Source organism: Teichococcus vastitatis (genome assembly GCF_003604215.1).
Taxonomy (GTDB): Bacteria; Pseudomonadota; Alphaproteobacteria; order Acetobacterales; family Acetobacteraceae; genus Pseudoroseomonas; species Pseudoroseomonas vastitatis.
Genome location: NZ_QXGS01000010.1, coordinates 78,879 through 96,384, shown reverse-complemented (window position 1 = coordinate 96,384; position 17,506 = coordinate 78,879). Strand labels below are relative to the sequence as shown.

Genomic DNA, 17,506 nt, shown 5'->3' with positions numbered 1-17,506 from the left:
GGCCGGTGCCAAGCCAACAGCCAGGGCCCTAAGGCCGTGGCTGGGGGCGATTACCAGCGGCCGAAGGAACCGAGCGTCAGCGGGTTGCGCTCGCCCCAGGAATTCCAGGCATTGTGCATCTCGGCGGTTTCCGGGCGTGCCACGTCGTGACGGCCCGCATCCTGGGACGCATTCGTCTTCGCGGCGGCGGCGGCGATGTCGCTCTGGGTGGTCTTCCGCTTGAACATGATGCCCTCCTCGGCGGCTTGCTGATGCCTTAACTGAGGCTGAGCGTGCCACATTTCGGCCCCAATGCCAGCACGAAAACACATTTGCGCCCGATTTTTGCCTCATCCCTTCGTGAGGGAGGCGCATGGAAATTCCTCAACACCCTGAAATGTCGGGTTGTTCGATCTGAAAGTCGCCTGCCATGACAGGAGCGAGTTTGCCACAATCGCGCCTCGGGCTTCCGGACAGTGAGGGAATCGATGATGGATCTTGCCCCAGGAGCGCATGCCCGAGGGCACGGAAGGCCGGGGAGACGGAACCGGGTTGGCCCTGCGGGCTCGCATATCGATCCGTGACGGGAGACCGCCACCGGGAAGATGTGTGTTGCATCCGGCGCCAGCGGCGGATCGTGCCGAACTCATCCCGCAATCAGCAACATCATCTCTGGCGCTGCGGTATCGCTGAAACCAGCATCAGGGGGATCGATCGATGACGGGTCAGAATGCCGCCGCCACGACGGGATTGCGGCGATTGCGGGAAGACGATCTCGAGGCGGCGGCGGCGCTGTCCCGCGCCGTGGGATGGCCGCATCGGCTGGAGGACTGGCATTTCGGCTGGCGCCTCGGCGAGGGTCTGGTTGCGCAAGCAGCAGGGCGGGTGGTCGGCACCATCATGGCGTGGCGCTTCGGAGCGGAACACGCGACGCTCGGCCACGTGATCGTCGCTCCGGAGGCGCAGGGTCAGGGTCACGGCCGCCGGCTCATGATGGCAATGCTCGACCAACTCGGCGCCACCACCAGCGTGAAGCTTCATGCCACCGCGGCCGGGCAGCCGCTTTATGCCAGCCTCGGCTTCGTGCCTCATGGTGGTGGCGTCTGGCAGCACCAGGGCACGGCATCCGGCGTCGGGCTGGTGCCGCTGGCGGAGGGAGAGCGGCTGCGGCCGGCGGGGCGCGGGGATGCGGCACTGCTGCGGCGCCTCGATATGGCTGCCACGGGGCTGGACCGCGCCGCGTTGCTGTGGTCGTTGCTGGAGGTGGCGGAAGGCGTGGTGCTGATGCGGGGCGAGGAGCCGGCGGGCTTCAGCCTGTTGCGCCGCTTCGGGCGCGGCTACGTGGCCGGCCCGGTGGTGGCGCCGGACGAAGCGGCGGCCCGTAGCCTGATGGTCTACTGGATCGGCCGCCACAGCGGGCAATTCCTGCGCATCGACCTGGTCGGGGATGGCAAGCTTTCGTCCTGGCTGCAGGAATCCGGTCTGGTGCCGGTCGAGGGCGTCATTCCGATGTGGCGCGGTTCCGCGCCGCCGACCGCCGGGCTTCATTGCTTCGGGCTGAGCAGCCAAGCCCTGGGTTGATCCGCATTGACCGAGGCGGCGCCGGGGCTACGCTGTTGGGCGTGACACGGACTGCCCCATGGTGAACGGACTTCCCAAGCTCGACCGCATCGACCTGCGGATCCTGGCGCAGTTGCAGCGCCGCGGTCGCATCACCAATGTGGAACTGGCAGAGGCGGTGGGCCTGTCCGCCAGTCCCTGCCTGATGCGGGTCAAGCGCCTGGAGAAGGCTGGCTACATTGCCGGCTACGGGGCGCAGATCCAGCTCCACAAGCTGGGCGATGTGCTGACAGTGTTCACCGAGGTGACGCTGGCCGATCACCGAAGCCATGATTTCCAACGCTTTGAGGCGCGTATCCGCGCCGTCGAGGAGGTGCTGGAATGCCACCTGGTCAGCGGCGGCTATGACTACCTGCTGAAGTTCATGACGCGCGGCATCCAGCAGTACCAGGAGATCATCGAGCTGCTGCTGGCGCAGAACATCGGCATCGAGAAATACTTCAGCTACGTCGTCATCAAAACCGTGTTCGCCCACCAGAATTTTCCGCTGGAGCGTTTCCTGACCTCACAGGAGCAGCCGGCACGCGGTTGATCGGCGCCGCCTCACATATGCGCTGAAGGCCGCGGGCGGCTCCCGTCGGTGAAGCGGGCGTGCCGGTAAGGTGCCGGATCCACGATCGGCGTATCATTGGCGATCAGGTCCGCCGCCAGCCTGCCGCCGGCCGGCCCTAGCCCGAAGCCCAGCCCGCTGAAGCCGGTCGCCAAAAAAAATCCCGGTAGGGATTGGACGGGCGAGATCACCGGCCGTGCATCCGGCGTGGAATCGATCAGCCCGCCCCAGGCCTCGGCAACGCGCAGGTCGCGCAACACCGGAAAATCCGCGTGCAGGTGCTGCATCGAACGTTTCACCAGCTTCGCGCTCGGAGCGGGCGACAGCACCCGCATCCGCTCGAAGGGTGAGGGGCCGTCCATCGACCAGCCGGCGGCGGCCTCCGGGCCCTGCAGAAAGGAATGGCCCACTCCAAACGAGAGCTTGCCGCGCCGCGCCCTGAACAGCGGCAGGAAATCCCAGGCGTAGCGGAGGTTCTGCGGCGTCAGCTCGACACGCCCGACGCCGCCCAGCGCTACGGTGTAGCCGCCATCCTCCCGCCGCCGCAGCGCATAGCGGCCATCATTGATGCCGCCTTCGATGACACTCGGACCCGGGGTGGTGCGCAGAGCGGTGGCGAACACCCCGGCCTGCGGCAGGCGAATGCCGTGCCGGCGGCAGAACAGGGCCGTCCAGGCGCCTCCGGCGCACAGCACGGCCGCCGCGCGGATGCGTCCGTGCTCCGTCACCACGCCGGTTACTCTGCCCGCGGTGATGTCGAGGCCGCGTGCCGCACAGCCCTGATGCACCGAAACGCCGAGGGCACGCGCCGCGCCGGCGATCGCGGGCGCTGCTTGTGCCGGCTCGGCGCGCCCATCGGAGGCCGAGAATACGCCGGCTGCCCAGGATGCCGTTTCCGCCGCCGGCACCATGCGGCGGAGTTCGTCCCGCGAAAGGATCCGCCCATCCATCTGGAACGGCCGGGCCTGTTCGAACCATTCATGCCAGAAGGCCAGTTCGCGCTCGTCATGCAGCACCGCCAGCATGCCCGTGTGACGGAAGCCGGTTTCCGCGCCAACCAGCCGGTTCAAGCCGCTCCAGAGGCGCAGACTGGCGGTGGCCAGCGGCAGGTCGCCGATGGTGCGGCCATGCACGCGGCACCATCCCCAATTGCGGCTGGATTGTTCGGCACCTACGGCGCCTTTCTCCAGCACCGCCACCGTGAAGCCTTTGCGGGCCAGTTCATGCGCGGCCATGACGCCGATGATGCCGCCTCCGATCACCACCACATCGACCTGCTGCGGCAGGGTCGGATCGCTTGGAACGGGATCAAGGGCGGGCATGCGGGGGGGGGCGTTCCTGATCGGCCGGGCAGACGACGGGCATCAAGCCGGCAGACCGGCGGGATGCGGGCGTGACGGCGGTGGTGTGCGACGGGGTTGCGCGGCGCGGCAGGCGGCAGCGAAGCGCGCGGGGGAGATGCCGAACTGGCGGCGGAAGTGCCGCGAAAGATGGCTCTGGTCGAAGAAGCCCGCGGCCGCGGCGGCCTCGGCGGGAGACAGCCCCTGGTGCAGCAACTGCCGTGCGTGGCGCGCCCGCACGCGGCAGAGATATTGATGGGGCGGGATGCCGACCTGACGGCGGAACACGGTGGCGAAGCGATGCATGCTGAGCTGACAGCGCTCCGCCAGTTGCGGCAAGGTCAGTCGCTCGGCGAAATGCAGTTCCATGAAGGCGACCACGCGGCGGATCGCCGGCGATGGTCCGCCCTGGAGCCGCGGGGCGGACCTGGGGCTCACCCGCGGCAGGCGAACCGGGTCCATGAAGGCCGGCGCCGGATCGGCCCGTGTGGCAATCACGGTGGATGAGATGTGCGGCATGGCGTCGCCCTTCCTGTTCCGAAAAACGGACCAGCCCTGTGACCGTGGCAACCTCCGGGCGGATCCAGTTTCCGCTGCTCGCCCGTTGAACCGGGACTGTGCCGCCGTGCCCCTTGTCACGCCCTGCAAGCGATCGGGGGCACAGCCATGCCTTGGTGACAGTATGGAGAATGCCGGGCCGTGCTGTCCACGCACCGCGAAGCTGCCATGCGGCCAACTGCGTCAGAACGGCAGAAGGCGCCGAAATGGAAGCCTGCGAAAGCAGTCTCCGCTGCGCGGGAGGCAACGGATCAGCAGTTCTGTTGCGCGTCCCGGACCGGCAGGGCGCCTACATCATGCCGGGATTCTGGATCAGGCTTCCATCCACCAGCCGCGACCAGCGGTACGGGGTGGGATCGACCACTGGGGTGTCGCCGGTGATCAGGTCCGCGGCGAGCCGCCCGGCGCCGGGACCGATGCCGAAGCCATGGCCGCTGAACCCGGTGGCGATGAAGAAGCCGGCGGTTCCTTCGACTGCCGAGATGACCGGCACGGCATCCGGCGTGGAGTCGATCCAGCCCGCCCAGATCTGGTCCATCTTGATGCCGGCCAGGCCAGGATAGGATTTCACCACCGCTTCCAGCCCCGGCTGCACCACGCTGCGCTTCGGTGCGGGGTCCAGCACGCGATGCCGCTCAAAGACGGTCGGGCGGTCGAAGCTCCACTTGCCATGCAGCGCCTCCGGCCCGTCGAAGAAGGAACGACCGATGAAGCCGAGATCGATGCTCTTGCGGCGCGACTTGAAGGTTTTCCAGAATTTGCGGGCGTAGCGCAGCCCCTGCGGAGTGAGCTCCGCCCGGACGCGGCTCTGCGCCGCCACGATGTAGCCGCCGTCAAGGCGGCGGGTCAGCGTCACATCCGGAGTGTAGACGCCGCCATCCGTCACTTCCGGTGCCGCGGTGGTGGTGAAGATGGTCGACACCACGCTGGATTGCGGCAGGTCGATGCCGTGCCGGCGGCAGAACATGGAGGACCAGGCGCCCGCCGCGCACAGCACGGCCTGGGTGCGGATGCGGCCCTTCTCGGTCACCACCGCCGACACGGCGCCGCCGGTGGTCTCCATGCCGCGCACGGCGCAGTTCTGGTGGATGGTGACACCCATGCGCCGCGCGGCGCTGGCAATCGCCGGAACGGCGATGAACGGCTCGGCCCGGCCGTCATGCGGGGAATGCACGCCGCCGATCCATTGCCCGTTGTTGCCGGGGGTCATGGCCCGGGCTTCCTCGGCGGACAGCATGCGGCTGTGCGCCTGGTAGCCGCGCGCCATGTTGACCCAGGCCTCCCATTGCGCCAGCTCCGCCGGGTCCCGGGTGACGTAGACCAGCCCGTTGCGGCGGAAGCCGGTATCGGCCTCCACGGCCTCGGACATGCCGGCCCAGAGTTCCCGGCTGTACAGCGCCAGCGGGATCTCGCGCTCATCGCGGTTCTGCACCCGGCACCAGCCCCAGTTGCGGCTCGATTGCTCGCCGGCGACGATGCCCTTCTCCACCACCGCCACCTTGCGGCCCTTCTGGGCCAGGGCATAGGCGGCGCCGATCCCGGCCACCCCCGCACCGATGATGACCACATCCACCGCTTCCGGCAGATCAAGGTCGTTGAGGACGCGTTCAACGGGAGGCGACATGCTGTGGGCTCGGTTCTTGTGTCTGGAGGAGGGCGTCAGGCGGCATCGGCCGCCAGCACCAGGTCGTCGCGGATGCAGGCCTTGAAGTGGCCCGGTGCCACCTCGCGCAGCGGTGGGCGCGACGCCGAACAGGCGGGCAAGGCATAGCGGCAACGGGTGCGGAAGGAACAGCCGGAAGGCGGGTTCAGCGGGCTCGGGATGTCGCCCTGCAACACGATGCGCTGGCGCTTCAGCGTTGGATCGGGAATCGGGGCGGCGGAGAGCAGGGCCTCCGTGTAGGGGTGCCGCGGCCGGGTGAACAGGCTGCGGGTCTCCGCCAGCTCCACCAACCGGCCGAGATACAGAACGGCGATGCGGTCCGAGATGTGCCCGACTACCGCCAGGTCATGGGCAATGAACAGGATGGTCAGGCCGAGCTGCTCGCGCAGCTCCAGCAGAAGATTCACCACCTGCGCCTGGATCGACACGTCGAGCGCCGACACCGGCTCATCCGCGATCAGGAAATCCGGCCGGGTGATCAAGGCGCGCGCGATGCCGACGCGCTGCCGCTGACCGCCGGAGAACTCATGAGGATAGCGCGAGGCATGCTGCGGCAGCAATCCGACCAGCGCGAGCGCTTCCTCCACCCGGCGGCGCCGTTCTGCGGCATTCATGCGCGCGCCGTGGATCTCGAGCGGGGCCGCGATGATCTGCTCCACCGTGTGACGCGGGTTGAGCGATGCATAAGGGTCCTGGAACACCAGCTGCATGCGCGGCCGCAGGGGTCGCATGCCGGCGCGGGTCAGGTCGGTGATGTCGTGCCCGTCGAAGCGGATGCGGCCGCCCGTCGGCGTGTCGAGCCGCAGCACCGTGCGGCCGATGGTGCTCTTGCCGGAGCCTGATTCGCCCACGAGGCTCAGCACCTCGCCGCGCCGGACATCGAAGGACACGCCGTCCACCGCCTTCACGTGATCCCGGGTGCCCGACAGGATGCCGCCTTTCACCGGGAACCAGCGCTGAAGATCACGGACCTCAAGCAGCGCGCTCATGCCGCTGCCTCGGGCAGCAACTCGGACCATCGGACGCAGCGCACATCGTGGTCAGCGCCGCTCGCCTCCAGCGGCGGCACGGCGGCGTCGCAGAGGCCGGGGCGGTGATGCTCGCAGCGGGGCGCGAAGGCGCAGCCGGAGGGAGGGGCGAGGGCGTCGGGAACATTGCCCGGGATGGCGGCCAGCTTCTCGCCGCGCCGGCCGGCCCAGTCGAGCCGCGGCACGGAGCGCAACAGGCCCTGGGTGTAGGGCATGCGCGGCGCCTTGAAGAGCGGCACCACGGGCGCCTGCTCCACCACGCGACCGGCATACATGACCATGACGCGATCCGCGATCTCCGCCACCACGCCGAGATTGTGAGTGATGAAGATCACCGCCATCCGGGTCTTTTGTTGCAGCTCCTGCAGCAGCTCCAGGATCTGCGCCTGGATCGTCACGTCGAGCGCCGTGGTCGGCTCGTCGGCGATCAGCAGCGAGGGCTCGCAGGACAAGGCCATGGCGATCATGGCGCGTTGCCGCATGCCGCCGGACAGCTGGTGCGGGTAGTTCGACAGGCGGCGGTGCGGGTTCGGGATACCGACCAGCTCCAACAATTCCGCCGCGCGCCCGAGGGCGGCGCGCTTGCCGAGGCCGCGATGGAAGCGCACCGCCTCGGCGATCTGCTCGCCGATGGTGTGTACGGGGTTGAGCGAGGTCATCGGCTCCTGGAACACCATGGCCATGGCGTCGCCGCGCAGGGAGCGCATCTCAGGCTCCGGCAGCGCCAGCAGGTCGTGCGCGCGGCCATCCGGCGTTCGCAGGATCACCTCGCCCCGTACTTGGCAGAAGGGCGCAGGCGGCGTCAGGCGCAGGATACCCAGGCTGGTGATGCTTTTGCCGGAACCGGATTCGCCCACCAGGGCCAAGGTCTCGCCGCGTCGAACGCTGAACGACACATCCTGCACGGCGGGCAGGATGCCGCCAGGAGTGCGGAAGCCGATGCTGAGGTTGCGCACCGACAGCACCTCATCGGAGGGCGCAGGAAACATCAGCGTCCCTCCATGCGCGGGTCCAGCGCGTCCCGCAGGCCATCGCCGATGAAGTTGAAGGAGGTCACCGCCAGCGCGATCATGGCACCCGGCAGGATCGCCAGCCAGGGCGCGCTTTCAAGATAAGTCTGAGCATTGTCCAGCATGTTGCCCCAACTCGGCGTCGGCGGCTGGATGCCGTAGCCCAGGAAGCTGATGTAGGATTCGGCCAGGATGGCGTGCGCCACATTCAGGGTGGCGGCAACGACGATCGGTGCCACCGCATTGGGCAGCAGCTCGCGGAACATGATGCGGGCATCACCGGCGCCGATGGCGTGCGCGGCCAGGGTGAAGTCGCGTTCCCGCAGCGCACGGATCTGGCCTTCCACGATGCGGGCGACCTCCATCCAGGAGGTGCAGGCGATCAACAGGATAATCGAGGACACCGAAGGTTCGATGAAGGCCGACACGGCCAGCAACAGGAAGATGCTGGGAAAGCAGAGCATGGCATCGACGAACCGCATCAGCACGGTGCCGAGGACGCCCCGGTAGTAGCCTGCCACCAGGCCGACGCAGACCCCGATCACCATGCTGATCAGCATGGCGGAGAAGCCCACGGCCAGCGAGATCCGGCCGGCCATCAGCAGCCGCGACAGCATGTCGCGGCCGAGCTGGTCGGTGCCCAGAAGATGGGCGCTGCTGCCGCCAGGCGGCGTGAAGCGGGCGCGGATGTCGATAAAGGTGTCGCTGTAGGGCAGCAACGGCGGAGCCGCGATGCAGAGCAGGGTCAGCAAGGTCACGGCACAGGCGCCGAACACCGCCAGGCGATGCCGGCAGAAGCGGCGCAGCGCGGGATTGCGCAGCCGTCGGCGCGGCGCGGCGCGCAGAACCGGCGCGGCGGCTGCGGCGGGATTTTGGGCGGGAATCATCAGGAGCCTTTCACGCCAGCCGGATGCGCGGATCGGCCAGGCCGTACAGCAGATCGGCCACCAGGCTGCCCAGCAGCACCAGCACGGCGGTGAACATCAGGATGCCCATTACCACGGGGTAGTCGCGATAATTGATGCTGTCGAGGAACAGCCGCCCCATGCCCGGCCAGGTGAAGATGGTTTCCGTCACCAGCGCACCGCTCAGCAGGGTCGGCAATTGCAGTCCCGCGATGGTGATCATCGGCAGCAGCGCGTTGCGAACGGTGTGACGGAACAGGATGCGCCGTTCCGGTATGCCCTTGGAGCGCGCGGTGCGGATGTAGTCCTGGTTGATGACGTCCAGCATGGAGGACCGCATGTAGCGGCTCCAGACCGCCGTGCTGACCAGCGCCAGCACCATGGATGGCGCGATCAGGTGATGCAGCTGATTGAGCCAGGAGCCGTCGCCGACGGTGTAGCGGTTGCCGGCCGGCAGCCAGCCCAGCGTCACGGAAAACAGCCAGATCACCACGAGTCCGAACCAGAAGGTCGGGATCGACACCGCGATCATGGCTCCGATCGTCGCCAGGGAGTCGAAGAGCGAGTAGCGGCGCATCGCGCCGAGGATGCCGATCCAGCTGCCCAGCGCCATGGCAATCAGCGTGGAGGTCAGCATCAGCTCCAGCGTGGCGCCCAGATGCGCCACGATGATGTGCAGCACAGGCTGCTGGTCGCGGTAGGAGCGACCCCAATCACCCTGCGCCATGTGCCAGAGCCATTCGGCGTATTGCACCGGCAGCGGCCGGTCGAGGCCCATGTCACGCGCGATGCGGTCAAGATCGGCCTGGGTCATCTCGCCGCCGGCGGCAAATTGCGACAAAGGACCGCCGGGCGCGAGGTGCAGGATGGAGAAGCCCACCGCCGAAACGATCAACAGCAGAACCAGCGCCTGGAACAGGCGCCGGAGCAGGTAGGTGCTCATCGGCTCCGCCGGCTCATGCCGCCCACGACCAGGTGTGCATGTTCCAGGTGTTGGATTTGTAGTTGATGTTCGGCCGGAAGCCGTTGATTCCCTTTTTGATGCCTTCCACGGGGGCGTATTGGAAGATCGGCAGCACGGGCAGTTCGTCGCGCAGGATCACCTGCACTTCGGAATACAGCCGTTTGCGCTCGGCGCGGTCGAAGCTGGTTTGCGCGGCCAGCATCAGCTCATCCACCTTGGCATTCTGGTACTGCATGTAGTTGCCGCCGGCGCCGCCCTTGACCGGGATCGCGCCGCTGTTGAAGCGCGTCGACATGTCCGGGTCGTTGCCGGTGACGAAGTTGGTTCCCACCAGCAGCGTCTCGAACTTGGAGCGCGTGTAGAAATCGCCCCAGATCACCGCTGCCGGCATGTTGTTGATCTTCATCGAGGCACCGATCTGCAGCCAGTCCTGCTGCATCAGCTGCTGCACCTGCTCGCGCAGCGCATTCCCGCTGGTGGTGGAGACGGTGAATTCCAGCCGCACGCCATCCTTCTGCCGCACGCCGCGCCCGGCCCGGCGCCAGCCCGCATCGTCGAGCAGCTTGCTGGCCTTGGCGAGATCGTATTCCTGCTTCGGCAGGTCTGGGTTGTAGGCCCAGTACTGCTGCGGCGTGATGGATTCCGTGGGCTTCGGCAAGCCGTAGTAGATCGTGTCCAGGATCGCCTGCTTGTTGATCGAGGTGTACAGCGCCTGGCGCACGGCCTTGTCCGCCAAAGCCGGCATTCCAAGGTTCGGCATGATCACTTCCAGCGAATTGCTGGGCACCGTCACCACATGCAGGGTCGGGTTCTTGCGGGCTTCTTCGTAGAAATTGGCGAGGATGCCGACGCCCACCGTGGCGTCGATCTGGCCGGTGCGCAGCTGGGTGTAGAGCGCCGTCAGGTCCGGGATGTATTTGAACACCGCGCGCTCGAGGTAGGGACCTTCGCCGAAGTAGCGCTCATTGGCCACCAGCGTCAGGTGCTCGCCCGGCCGCCTCTCACCCCAGCGGAACGGGCCGGTTCCGACGGGTGCGTTGTTGAACGGGGCGGTGTTCGGGTCTTCCGCCTTGGACAGGATGTGCTTCGGCACGATGAAGGTTTCGGCCAACAGCGAAAGATAAGGCGAGAACGCCTTTTCCATGCGCCAGGAGATCTCGTGTGGCCCGAGGACCTGGATGTCGCGCACCAGACTATGGCCCTGGCGCGTGCGCGCCCGGAAGCCGGAAGTGTTGATCAACTCGAGAGTGAACTTGACGTCCTCGGCCGTGAATGGCGCACCGTCGTGCCACACCACGCCCTCGCGCAGCTTGACCTTCCACAGCAGCCCGCCTTCGCTGATGCCGCCATTCTCCACCGACGGCACTTCAACGGCGAGTTGTGGCATCAGGTTGGCCTCGGGATCGGCCAGCCAGAGCGGATTGAACACGTTCAGCGCGATGCCCTGGTCCACCTCGATCGAGGGCATCAGCGGGTTGAAGACGGTGGGCTCCTGCGACAGGCCGATCACGACTTGGCCGGCCGGCTTGGCAGGCTTGGCACCCTGGGCGCGGGCCGCGCTGCTTGCCGCGCCGCCCCATGCGGCCAGCGCCGCGCCGCCGAGCGCCAGCATGTCGCGGCGGCCGAGGCGCGGCATCGAGGGGCGGAGCTTCGGTCCTGTGGCGTCGGTCATGCGTCTGATCCAGTTCCGCGGGGAACCGGGAGCCTGCCGAGGCGCAAGGCCCTGCGTCGAGGATGTTTTTGTCGCCCGCCAAAGGCCGTTGCGCCTCCCGGCCGCTTCCCGGTTCCGGAAAGCTCAACGGCAGGAGTGGACGGTCGGAAGGATACCGAGACCGTTGACGTTGGCTGAGGCTGATCCGCAGGGATGGCGTGGATGAGCTATCACTCGAACCCACCTGGAAACATGGCAGAATGGGAGCCCACCCGAACAAGGCACTGGCCCGAATTCAAGCTGGATCGTGACCTGTGGCTCCGTGCGGGAGCCTACCGATCGAAGACTGCAAAATGCTGCAACGCTGGCTGGGGAACCTGGATTCGAACCAAGACTGCCCGAGTCAGAGTCGGGAGTTCTACCGTTAAACTATTCCCCAACGGCGTGGGCGGCCGAATAGCACTGGGCACAGAGGGGCGCAAGACCGGTCGGAACGCATTTCACCCGGCATCGTGAAATCGCTTGCCCCTGGGCCGCCCTGGCCGGATCATGGACGACCTTACCCGTTGTGGCACTGCTTCGCCGCTCCCGGGCGAGCTTTTTGCCATGCCAGAACCCAGATATCGCCCTGCCGTCGCCGCCAGCCCCCGCGCTTCCACCTCAGCCGGTTGCGGCTTTGCGGCCATCGACCTGGGCACCAATAATTGTCGCCTGCTGGTCGGCACGCCACATCCTGGGGGCGGATTCCGGGTGCTGGACAGTTACAGCCGCGTGGTGCGCCTGGGGGAGGGGCTGGCCCAGCACGGGCGCTTGTCGTCCGAGGCGGCGCAGCGCGCCCTCCTGGCGCTTGAAACCTGTGCGCAGAAGCTGCTGCGCCGCCCGTTGCGGCAGGTTTTCGCGGTGGCAACCGAAGCCTGCCGCCAGGCGGTCAACGGCCCCGCTTTCGTTGCCGAGGCCCGGGCCGTCACCGGGCTGCCGATCCGCATCATCTCGGCGCGGGAAGAAGCCGAGTTGGCGATGGAATCCTGTGCCCCGCTGCTGCGGCGCCAGGATCGCCGGGCCCTGCTGTTTGACATCGGCGGCGGCAGCACGGAGATCGCCTGGATCCGCCACCTCGGCCAGGGGCAGGCCGAGCTGATCGGCTATGTGTCCCTGCCGCTGGGGGTGGTGACCCTGGCAGAACGCGTCGGCTTGTGCTGCTACACGCCGGAAGGCTTCGGCCGCGTGGTGGATGAGGTCGCGGCCGAGTTGCAGCGCTTCGACGCGGTGCACAGCATCGGCCGCGAGATCTGCGCCGGTGGGGTCAGGCTGATGGGCACCAGCGGCACGGTGACGACGCTGGCGGGGGTGGCGCTGGACCTGCCCCGGTATTCGCGCAATCTGATCGACGGGCGTGTGCTCCAGATCGAGGATGCTGATCAGGCGCTGCGCGACCTGTTCCATCTCGGCCGGGAAGGCCTACGTGAGCACCCCTGCGTTGGCCCGGAACGGGCCGATTTCGTGTTGCCCGGCTGCGCCATCTACGCCGCCATCCGCCGCGTCTGGCCCTGCTCCTGCGTGACGGTGGCCGATCGTGGCCTGCGCGAAGGCATGCTACTGCGCATGATGCGGCAGGATCGCGCAATGCCGCGTCGCGGCGGAATGCCACCCCGACCGGCTGCTCATCCGGCACATTGACGACGCGGCGCGCCGCAAGGATTTTGATACCGTGAAATCTCCCAACGAGGCCGGCCGCGGCCTGACCACGCGACTCCGGACCGCCAAGGGCCGCACCACCGCCAGCCAGAAGTGGCTGGAGCGCCAATTGAACGACCCCTATGTCCGGGCCGCCAAGGCGGCGGGCTGGCGATCCCGCGCCGCCTTCAAGATCCTGGAACTGGACGAGAAATACGGGCTGTTCAGGCCGGGCCAGCGGGTAGTGGACCTCGGCGCGGCGCCGGGGGGGTGGACGCAGGTCGCGGTGCAACGGACGGGGGATCGCGGCAAGGTGGTCGGGCTCGACCTGCTGCCGATGGATGTGATCGCCGGCGCGACTCTGTTGGAGGGCGACTTCCAGGACGAGGCGGTGGAGCAGGCGGTGCTGCAGGCGCTGGACGGCCCGGCCGATCTGGTGTTGTCGGACATGGCGCCCAACACCACCGGGCACAATGCCACCGATCACCTGCGGATCCTGGGCTTGGTTGAGCTGGCGCTGGAATTCGCGGGGCAGGTGCTGTCGCCGGGTGGCGCGTTCGTCGCCAAGGTGTTCCAGGGCGGAACGGAGCGGGATCTGCTGAACCGGATGAAGCGCGACTATGCCACGGTGCGCCATGCCAAGCCGCCCGCCAGCCGCAAGGACAGTGCCGAGATGTACGTCGTGGCGCAGGGCTTCCGCGGCGAGAACGCTTATCGGAGCTGAGGTGGCGGGGCAGGACTGAGCTCCTGTCATGGCCATGACGCTTGCGGCTCGGCCCGAATCTGGGGTAGGGGGACGCGCCAAGGCTGCGGACCGCGCCTCCAGAGTTCCCGCGAAAGGCTCCCGCCATGGCATCCGAACAGTTCCAGACCAACGGCCCCGCTGATGGCGGCGCCGCGCCGCGCCGTTCCCTGATCGCCGAGGCCTATGCCTTCGACGACGTGCTGCTGGTGCCGGCCTTTTCCACAGTCCTTCCGAACCAGACGGACACCCGCACCCGGCTGACGCGGGAGATCACCCTGAACATGCCGGTGATCTCCGCCGCCATGGATACGGTGACCGAGGGCAACATGGCGATCGCCATGGCCCAGGCCGGCGGCATCGGCGTGATCCACAAGAACCTTTCGGCCGAGGACCAAGCCGCCGCGGTGCGCCAAGTGAAGAAGTTCGAGAGCGGCATGGTGGTGAACCCGGTCACCATTCATCCCGACCAGACCTTGGCCGAGGCGCAGGCGCTGATGGCCGCGCACCGCATCAGCGGCATCCCGGTGGTGGAGGCCGGCTCCAAGCGCCTGGTTGGCATCCTGACCTACCGGGACGTGCGCTTCGCCACCGATCGCAACACCCGCGTCTACGAACTGATGACGCGCGAGAACCTCGTCACGGTGACCGCGGACGTGTCGCCGGAGAAGGCACGGTCGCTGCTGCACAAGCACCGCATCGAGAAGCTGCTGGTGGTGGACGATGCCTATCGCTGCATCGGCCTGATCACCGTGAAGGACATGGACAAGGCCCAGGCCAATCCCAACGCCGCCAAGGATGCGATGGGGCGGCTCCGCGCCGCCGCCGCCACCGGCACCGGCGAGGACGGCATCCGCCGTGCCGAGCTACTGGTGGAGGCGGAGGTCGACGTGATTGTGGTGGACACCGCGCACGGGCACTCGGCCGGCGTGATGAAATCCGTGGAGCGCATCAAGCGCCTGTCCAACAGCGTGCAGGTGATCGCCGGCAACGTGGCCACGCCCGAGGCCGCCATGGCCCTGGCCGAGGCCGGCGCCGACGCGGTGAAGATCGGCATCGGTCCCGGCTCCATCTGCACCACGCGCATCGTAGCCGGCGTCGGCGTGCCGCAATTGACCGCGGTGATGGAAAGCGCCGCCGCGGCGCATGAGAAGGGCATCCCGGCCATCGCCGATGGCGGCATTCGCTCCTCGGGCGACATCGCCAAGGCAATCGCGGCCGGCGCCGACACGGTGATGATGGGCAGCATGTTCGCCGGCACCGACGAGGCGCCGGGCGAGGTGTTCCTGTACCAGGGCCGTTCCTACAAATCCTATCGCGGCATGGGCAGCCTCGGCGCCATGGCGCGCGGATCGGCCGACCGCTACTTCCAGGCCGAGGTGCAGGACAGCCTGAAGTTCGTCCCCGAGGGCATCGAGGGCCGCGTCGGCTACAAGGGGCCGGTGGGCAACGTCATCCACCAGCTCGTTGGCGGGCTCAAATCGGCCATGGGCTATACCGGCAACGGCACCATCGCCGAGATGCAGCAAAACTGCACCTTCCGCCGCATCACCGGTGCCGGTCTGCGCGAATCGCACGTGCATGACGTGGCGATCACCCGCGAGGCGCCGAATTACCGCCAGGACGGCTGATCCGCGACCTGCAATGCCGCCCGTAGCGGCAGCGCGATGGACCGCGGAAAAGGCCGGGCGGTTCGTCCCCGGCCTTTTCTCACCACAGGAAAATACCCGACATGACTCCCTCCGCGCGGATCGCCGCGACGGTGGCGCTGGTGGCCGAGGTGGCCGCGGCGCCGCGCCGCCCCGCCGATGCCACGGCCAACAGCTTCTTTCGCGACCGCCGCTACATCGGCAGCGGTGATCGCCGTGCCGTGGCCGAGCGCGGCTGGGGCGTGCTGCGGCAGCGACTGCGGCTGGACTGGCATCTGGCGCGACTCGGCCTTGCGCCGACGCCGCGGCTGCTGGTGATGGCTTACCTGCTGCTGGCCGAAGGCTGGACCGTGGACGGTGTGCTGCAGGCATTTCCGGGCGGACGCTTCAATGCGGGCCCGCCGGATCCGGGCGAAATGGCAGCGATCCAGGCCCTTGCCGGCCGGCCGCTGGCCGACCCCGCCATGTCCGACGGACCGCGGCTGAACCTCCCCGACTGGGCGCTGCCCGGCTACCGTGCCCGCTTCGGCGATGGCCTGCCGGAAGCCGCGGCCGCCATGGACCAGCCCGCGCCGCTCGACCTGCGCGCGAACCTGCTGCGCACCACGCGGGAGGCGGCGATGGAGTCCCTGGCGGCGGAAGGGATCAGCGCCGAGGTAATGGCCTACTCCCCCTGGGGGCTGCGCATTCCGGACCGGCGCCCGATCCTCGCCAGCCGGACCTTCACCGAGGGGCTGGTTGAGATCCAGGACGAGGGCAGCCAGCTGATCGCCCTGCTGACTGGCGCCATGCCGGGCATGCGCGTGGCTGATTACTGCGCCGGTGCCGCGGGCAAGACCCTGGCGGTGGCAGCGATGATGCGCAACCGCGGGCGGATCACCGCCTGCGATGTGTCGGCGACTCGGCTGGAGGGCGCGGTGAAGCGGCTGCGGCGCGCTGGCGTCGACAATGCCGAGCGGCATCTGCTGGAGCCAGGCGACCGCTGGGCCAAGCGGCGGGCCGGGCAGTTCGACCGGGTGCTGGTGGATGCACCCTGCACCGGAGCCGGGACGTGGCGGCGCAATCCCGATGCGAGGATGCGAACCGTTCAGCGCGACCTGGATGAGCTGATCACGAAACAGAGCGCGATCCTGGATACGGCTGCGGGGCTGGTGCGCCCGGGCGGAAGGCTGGTCTACGCTACCTGTTCGGTGCTGCCCGAGGAGGATAGTCGGCAGGTGGACGCCTTCTTGTCGCGCCATCCGGCCTTCGAGGCGGTGGCGCTGCGGGATGCCTGGGCCGAGATCGCCCCCGCCCAGGGTGCCACGGTGACGCCACCCTGCGAGGGTCCCTGGCTCGAGCTTGCACCACACAGCCATGGCACGGATGGCTTCTTCGCCGCTGTGCTGCAACGGAAAGCCTGACCGGCACCACACGGAGTCGGTTCTGGCCGACGCAAGACCCGGCATCATGGCGGCTGTCGTGATCCGGCCTCGTGATCGTCTTGGAAGGGAAGTGCTGGTGATCCGCATCCGCCGAGCCCGCCCGGCCGACGCCGCCGCCATTGCCGCCGTGCATGTGGCCAGCTGGCGCACCACCTATCCAGGCATCCTGCCCGACGCCTATCTGGCTGGATTGTCGCCATTGCGGCTGGCCGCCTCCTACCACCGCGGCATGACCGACCGCCGGCAGGCCGCCGCCACCTTCGTGGCTGTGGCACCGGCCGGACCGGGCGATGACGGGCCGCGCATCGTCGGCTTCAGTTCCGGCCGCAGGCTCGAATCCGGGCCACCTGGCATCGCGCTGGCGCAAAGCGAGATCGAGACGCTCTACGTCCTCGACGACTGGCGGGACCAGGGCATCGGCCGGCGCCTGATGCGCGCGGCGGCGGCGCATCTGGCGGCAGTGGGCTCCCGGTCGGTGATGCTGTGGGTGCTGAGCGCCAACCCGTCACGCTGGTTCTACCAGCGGCTCGGCGGCCGTTTCGCCGCGGCGGGCACCGTGGCGGTGGGTGGCCGCGCCGTGCCGCAGGTCGCCCTGCTGTGGTCTCCGATCGAGCATCTGCTGCAGGCCACCGCACGGGCGGACGGCGCCTGACAGGCTGTCCGGCGCTTCCGCTGGCTGTGGCAAAATTGCACCACATGCCTGAAGCTTCTGCGCCACAGTCCCACTGCTGATTGACCTTCGCCGACCA

At 68.1% G+C, this 17,506-nt stretch carries 16 protein-coding genes and 1 tRNA gene; 7 read left to right on the top strand and 10 right to left on the bottom strand.

Annotation, left to right across the window (positions count from 1 at the left end; translation table 11 throughout):
* Positions 1-50 precede the first annotated feature (50 nt).
* Positions 51-227 (bottom strand): hypothetical protein, encoded by a 177-nt coding sequence (locus D2K64_RS24395; protein WP_157985841.1) that lies wholly within the window; start codon positions 225-227, stop codon positions 51-53.
* 469 nt (positions 228-696) lie between these two features.
* On the opposite strand from D2K64_RS24395, the gene D2K64_RS14035 reads away from it, so the two are divergent.
* Positions 697-1,560: a GNAT family N-acetyltransferase gene (locus D2K64_RS14035; protein ID WP_120008994.1), complete on the top strand. Its 864-nt coding sequence runs from the start codon at positions 697-699 to the stop codon at positions 1,558-1,560.
* Between the two features lie 58 nt (positions 1,561-1,618).
* Entirely contained in the window at positions 1,619-2,131 is a 513-nt protein-coding gene (locus D2K64_RS14030; RefSeq protein ID WP_238384190.1) for an Lrp/AsnC family transcriptional regulator, read from the top strand.
* Between the two features lie 11 nt (positions 2,132-2,142).
* Here the strand turns inward: D2K64_RS14030 and D2K64_RS14025 are convergent, their stop codons facing one another.
* The 9 genes from D2K64_RS14025 to D2K64_RS13985 form a co-directional block, all read right to left on the bottom strand.
* Positions 2,143-3,471, bottom strand: coding sequence for an NAD(P)/FAD-dependent oxidoreductase (locus tag D2K64_RS14025; RefSeq protein ID WP_120008993.1), 1,329 nt, complete (start codon positions 3,469-3,471; stop codon positions 2,143-2,145).
* Between the two features lie 42 nt (positions 3,472-3,513).
* On the bottom strand, positions 3,514-4,008 hold the full coding sequence (locus tag D2K64_RS14020) for a helix-turn-helix domain-containing protein (RefSeq protein ID WP_162306196.1): 495 nt from the start codon (positions 4,006-4,008) through the stop codon (positions 3,514-3,516).
* Between the two features lie 328 nt (positions 4,009-4,336).
* Complete coding sequence (locus D2K64_RS14015; RefSeq protein ID WP_120008992.1) at positions 4,337-5,671, bottom strand: NAD(P)/FAD-dependent oxidoreductase; 1,335 nt, start codon at positions 5,669-5,671, stop codon at positions 4,337-4,339.
* A gap of 35 nt (positions 5,672-5,706) precedes the next feature.
* Entirely contained in the window at positions 5,707-6,699 is a 993-nt protein-coding gene (locus D2K64_RS14010) for an ABC transporter ATP-binding protein (protein WP_120008991.1), read from the bottom strand.
* The gene (locus D2K64_RS14005; protein WP_120008990.1) at positions 6,696-7,727 is read right to left on the bottom strand and encodes an ABC transporter ATP-binding protein; all 1,032 of its coding nucleotides are present in this window, start codon (positions 7,725-7,727) and stop codon (positions 6,696-6,698) included. Before D2K64_RS14005 ends, D2K64_RS14010 begins: the two co-directional genes overlap by 4 nt.
* Positions 7,727-8,635, bottom strand: coding sequence for an ABC transporter permease (locus tag D2K64_RS14000; RefSeq protein ID WP_120008989.1), 909 nt, complete (start codon positions 8,633-8,635; stop codon positions 7,727-7,729). The genes D2K64_RS14005 and D2K64_RS14000 overlap by 1 nt, the downstream gene beginning before the upstream one ends.
* Before the next feature lie 10 nt (positions 8,636-8,645).
* A complete protein-coding gene (locus D2K64_RS13995; protein ID WP_120008988.1) occupies positions 8,646-9,596 on the bottom strand; it encodes an ABC transporter permease in 951 nt (316 codons plus the stop codon).
* A gap of 13 nt (positions 9,597-9,609) precedes the next feature.
* Positions 9,610-11,289, bottom strand: a complete 1,680-nt coding sequence (locus D2K64_RS13990) for a peptide ABC transporter substrate-binding protein (RefSeq protein ID WP_238384189.1) — start codon at positions 11,287-11,289, stop codon at positions 9,610-9,612.
* Between the two features lie 344 nt (positions 11,290-11,633).
* Positions 11,634-11,707, bottom strand: a tRNA-Gln gene (locus tag D2K64_RS13985).
* A gap of 167 nt (positions 11,708-11,874) precedes the next feature.
* Between D2K64_RS13985 and D2K64_RS13980 the strand changes: the two genes are divergently transcribed.
* From D2K64_RS13980 to D2K64_RS13960, 5 genes are all read left to right on the top strand, one after another.
* On the top strand, positions 11,875-12,945 hold the full coding sequence (locus D2K64_RS13980) for a Ppx/GppA phosphatase family protein (RefSeq protein ID WP_120008987.1): 1,071 nt from the start codon (positions 11,875-11,877) through the stop codon (positions 12,943-12,945).
* A gap of 31 nt (positions 12,946-12,976) precedes the next feature.
* On the top strand, positions 12,977-13,666 hold the full coding sequence (locus tag D2K64_RS13975; RefSeq protein ID WP_120008986.1) for an RlmE family RNA methyltransferase: 690 nt from the start codon (positions 12,977-12,979) through the stop codon (positions 13,664-13,666).
* Between the two features lie 125 nt (positions 13,667-13,791).
* On the top strand, positions 13,792-15,315 hold the full coding sequence (gene guaB, locus D2K64_RS13970; protein ID WP_238384188.1) for an IMP dehydrogenase: 1,524 nt from the start codon (positions 13,792-13,794) through the stop codon (positions 15,313-15,315).
* 101 nt (positions 15,316-15,416) lie between these two features.
* Complete coding sequence (locus D2K64_RS13965) at positions 15,417-16,736, top strand: RsmB/NOP family class I SAM-dependent RNA methyltransferase (protein WP_120008985.1); 1,320 nt, start codon at positions 15,417-15,419, stop codon at positions 16,734-16,736.
* Between the two features lie 97 nt (positions 16,737-16,833).
* Entirely contained in the window at positions 16,834-17,409 is a 576-nt protein-coding gene (locus tag D2K64_RS13960; RefSeq protein WP_120009024.1) for a GNAT family N-acetyltransferase, read from the top strand.
* The last annotated feature ends 97 nt before the right edge of the window (positions 17,410-17,506 follow it).

Excerpts from the sequence above, each read along its gene's own strand:
- D2K64_RS24395 (WP_157985841.1), bottom strand. The coding sequence starts at position 227 with ATGTTCAAGCGGAAGACCACCCAGAGCGACATCGCCGCCGCCGCCGCG.
- D2K64_RS14035 (WP_120008994.1), top strand. The coding sequence starts at position 697 with ATGACGGGTCAGAATGCCGCCGCCACGACGGGATTGCGGCGATTGCGG.
- D2K64_RS14030 (WP_238384190.1), top strand. The coding sequence starts at position 1,619 with ATGGTGAACGGACTTCCCAAGCTCGACCGCATCGACCTGCGGATCCTG.
- D2K64_RS14025 (WP_120008993.1), bottom strand. The coding sequence starts at position 3,471 with ATGCCCGCCCTTGATCCCGTTCCAAGCGATCCGACCCTGCCGCAGCAG.
- D2K64_RS14020 (WP_162306196.1), bottom strand. The coding sequence starts at position 4,008 with ATGCCGCACATCTCATCCACCGTGATTGCCACACGGGCCGATCCGGCG.
- D2K64_RS14015 (WP_120008992.1), bottom strand. The coding sequence starts at position 5,671 with ATGTCGCCTCCCGTTGAACGCGTCCTCAACGACCTTGATCTGCCGGAA.
- D2K64_RS14010 (WP_120008991.1), bottom strand. The coding sequence starts at position 6,699 with ATGAGCGCGCTGCTTGAGGTCCGTGATCTTCAGCGCTGGTTCCCGGTG.
- D2K64_RS14005 (WP_120008990.1), bottom strand. The coding sequence starts at position 7,727 with ATGTTTCCTGCGCCCTCCGATGAGGTGCTGTCGGTGCGCAACCTCAGC.
- D2K64_RS14000 (WP_120008989.1), bottom strand. The coding sequence starts at position 8,635 with ATGATTCCCGCCCAAAATCCCGCCGCAGCCGCCGCGCCGGTTCTGCGC.
- D2K64_RS13995 (WP_120008988.1), bottom strand. The coding sequence starts at position 9,596 with ATGAGCACCTACCTGCTCCGGCGCCTGTTCCAGGCGCTGGTTCTGCTG.
- D2K64_RS13990 (WP_238384189.1), bottom strand. The coding sequence starts at position 11,289 with ATGACCGACGCCACAGGACCGAAGCTCCGCCCCTCGATGCCGCGCCTC.
- D2K64_RS13980 (WP_120008987.1), top strand. The coding sequence starts at position 11,875 with ATGCCAGAACCCAGATATCGCCCTGCCGTCGCCGCCAGCCCCCGCGCT.
- guaB (WP_238384188.1), top strand. The coding sequence starts at position 13,792 with ATGGCATCCGAACAGTTCCAGACCAACGGCCCCGCTGATGGCGGCGCC.
- D2K64_RS13965 (WP_120008985.1), top strand. The coding sequence starts at position 15,417 with ATGACTCCCTCCGCGCGGATCGCCGCGACGGTGGCGCTGGTGGCCGAG.